3 protein-coding genes are annotated in these 2,550 nt (G+C 65.8%); 1 reads left to right on the top strand and 2 read right to left on the bottom strand.

All coding sequences use genetic code 11. The annotated features are described in order from the left end of the window. Positions 1–105 precede the first annotated feature (105 nt). On the bottom strand, positions 106–1,068 hold the full coding sequence (locus WCB02_RS21285) for an ABC transporter ATP-binding protein (protein WP_423961140.1): 963 nt from the start codon (positions 1,066–1,068) through the stop codon (positions 106–108). Then, the gene (locus tag WCB02_RS21280; protein ID WP_423961138.1) at positions 1,068–2,069 is read right to left on the bottom strand and encodes an HlyD family secretion protein; all 1,002 of its coding nucleotides are present in this window, start codon (positions 2,067–2,069) and stop codon (positions 1,068–1,070) included. The genes WCB02_RS21285 and WCB02_RS21280 overlap by 1 nt, the downstream gene beginning before the upstream one ends. Before the next feature lie 92 nt (positions 2,070–2,161). Here WCB02_RS21280 and WCB02_RS21275 point away from each other — a divergent pair, with 92 nt between their 5' ends. Beyond that, on the top strand, positions 2,162–2,419 hold the full coding sequence (locus WCB02_RS21275) for a hypothetical protein (protein WP_423961135.1): 258 nt from the start codon (positions 2,162–2,164) through the stop codon (positions 2,417–2,419). The last annotated feature ends 131 nt before the right edge of the window (positions 2,420–2,550 follow it).

Genomic DNA, 2,550 nt, shown 5'->3' with positions numbered 1-2,550 from the left:
CGCCGCGCTTGATGCGAAAACTGATGTCGTCGACCGCGACGAAGGCGCCGAACCGCTTGACCAGATTCTCGGCGACGATCTGGTCGGCCCGTTCGGTAGCGCCGGTCACGACCGCGCTCCATCGTCGAGCAGCGCCACGAACAGGTCCTCGATGCTCGGCTCCACCACCTCGGCCTCGGTGTAAGGCACCGCGGCCGCGGCCAGCGCTTCGCGCAGTTCGGGGATGCGCCGGTCCGCATCGTCGACCATGGCATGCACGCCGTCGCCGACCAGCAGCACGTGGCTGACGCCGTCGCAGCCGCTGATCGCATCGCGCGCCGCGCGGCCGCTGGGCGACATGATCGACACCAGCGCTCCGGGCATGCGTCGTTTCAGCGCTTGCGGCGTATCGCAATAGCGCGCGCGGCCGTCCTGCAGCAGCACCAAGCGATTGCAGCGCTCGGCCTCGTCGAGATAGGCCGTCGAAATCACGATGGTGACGCCCTCCTCGCGCAGCCCGTAGAGAATGCGCCAGAAGTCGCGCCGCGACAGCGGGTCGACGCCGGTGGTCGGCTCGTCGAGCAGCAGCACCTTCGGGGTATGCACCAGCGCGCAGGTCAGGCCGAGCTTCTGCTTCATGCCGCCGGAGAGTTGACCGGCGCGGAATTTGCGGAACTGCTCCATTCCCGAGGCCGCCAGCAGGCGCTGCGAGCGCTCCGCGCGGGCGCTTGCCGGGATTTCGAACAGATCGGCGTAGAAGCGGATATTCTCGTCGACGGTGAGATCTTCATAGAGACCAAACCGTTGCGGCATGTAGCTGAGATGCAGCTTGACCGCTTCGGGGTCGCACAGCACGTCGACGCCATCGACCGAAATGCCGCCGGCGTCGGGCCGCATCACACCGGCCAGCATCCGCATCGTGGTGGTCTTGCCGCAGCCATCCGGCCCGACCAGACCGAAGATCTCGCCGCGCGTCACCTCAAAGCTCATCGCGTTGACCGCCGTCGCGTCGCCAAAGCGCTTGGTCAGTTCATTGACCGATATGACGGCTGGCGCGGCGGTTGGCACGATGGCTTGACTTGGATTCATCACTGGGTCGCCGGCGGAAGCGCTTCGAGGATGGCGTCCGCCGGCATGCCGGCGACCAGTTCATGAGAGGGATTGTCGATGTCGATCTTGATCCGATAGACCAGCGTGACGCGCTCGGCATGGGTCTCGACGCTCTTCGGCGTGAACTCGGCATTGGCCGAAATGAACGACACGCGGCCGTTGTAGACCTTGCCGGGATAGGTGTCGGTCGTCACCTTGGCCTGCTGATCGAGCCGGATCTTGCCGATATCGGATTCGTTGATGTAGGCCCGCAGCCAGATGTGGTCGAGATCGGCCAGCGTGATGACCGGCGTTCCCGGCACCATGATCTCGCCGAGCTCGGCCTGCCGCACCGTGATGACGCCGTCGAACGGCGCCCGCAGGGTCGTGTGGTCGAGCACGATCTGCGCCAGTTTGAGACTCTGTGTCGCGTTCTCGATATTGGCGTGGGCAAGCTCGACCTGCCGCTGCGCGGCCCGCTGCAGCGCCTGATCGCGCTCATAGCCGGCGTTGGATTGGCGCAGCGCCATGTAGGTCTGATCGCGGAGCTCCACGGTCCCGGCGCCCTTTTTCATCAGCGTGTCGGCGCGATCGTATTCGGCCTTTCTGAATTCGAGGTCGGCGGCGTCGCCTTCGACGGTTCGCCCGACGGCATCCAGATTCTGCTCCGCCGCGGCAAGCTGGCGCTGCTGGACTTCGAGGGTGGATGCGGCGACCCGGGCCTGCTGGGCGTAGTCGTCGTTGTCCAGCCGGGCCAGGAGCGTCCCCGCCTTGACCCATTGGCCCTCGTTGAACGGAAGCTCGACGATCTCCGACTGCACGGTCTTGAAGCCGAGCACGCTCTGATGCGCCTCGATGTTGCCGGAAACCATGATGGTCGGCATTGCTTGCCGCACGCCAAATCGTTGTGCGATGGCGCCCCAGTTGGCGTAGGCGTAACCCGCGCCGCCCAGAATGGCGACGAGCGCGATTCCGAGCGTCCGTCCAAGCCGCTTTGGCATAGCGTTATCCCTGCACTCTCGACCTGCAACCCTCATCGGTTAGCAGCCGGAGCGCAGTGATCGGTTGACGCAAATCAACGGCGCGGAACGCCGTGATCAAGCACCAGGGGCTGCAAGTCGGCGCGCAGGTGATCCGGTCCGAGCTGTGGTCCCGGCCGCCGCCGCGCTTCTCACCCCTCGCAGAAGCGACCAGGCTCGATCCGATCGAGCCAGTTGGCGGGGTACGAAAAGTGGCGACGCCGCCACACGGTGGACGGCGCCTGGACCAGCCTGGTCGCAAGCAAAAAGCTGGAGCGCGGGTTGCGCCCCAGCTTCTTGAAACCGCTTTGGTTCTGCTGCTGAATCAGTAGCAGGCGCGCGGATCGGCCTGCACGTATTGCCCGGACGGATAGCGATAGTAGCAGTTGCCTTGCGCGAGGTAATAACCCGGTCGCGCGGCCGCCGTGGCGCCGGCGATCGCGCCGGTCGCGCCACCGACCAC

This window comes from Bradyrhizobium sp. (assembly GCF_049581145.1).
Lineage (GTDB): Bacteria > Pseudomonadota > Alphaproteobacteria > Rhizobiales > Xanthobacteraceae > Bradyrhizobium.
The sequence above is the reverse complement of the archived record's forward strand: the minus strand, read 5'-3'. Positions and strand labels throughout refer to the sequence as shown.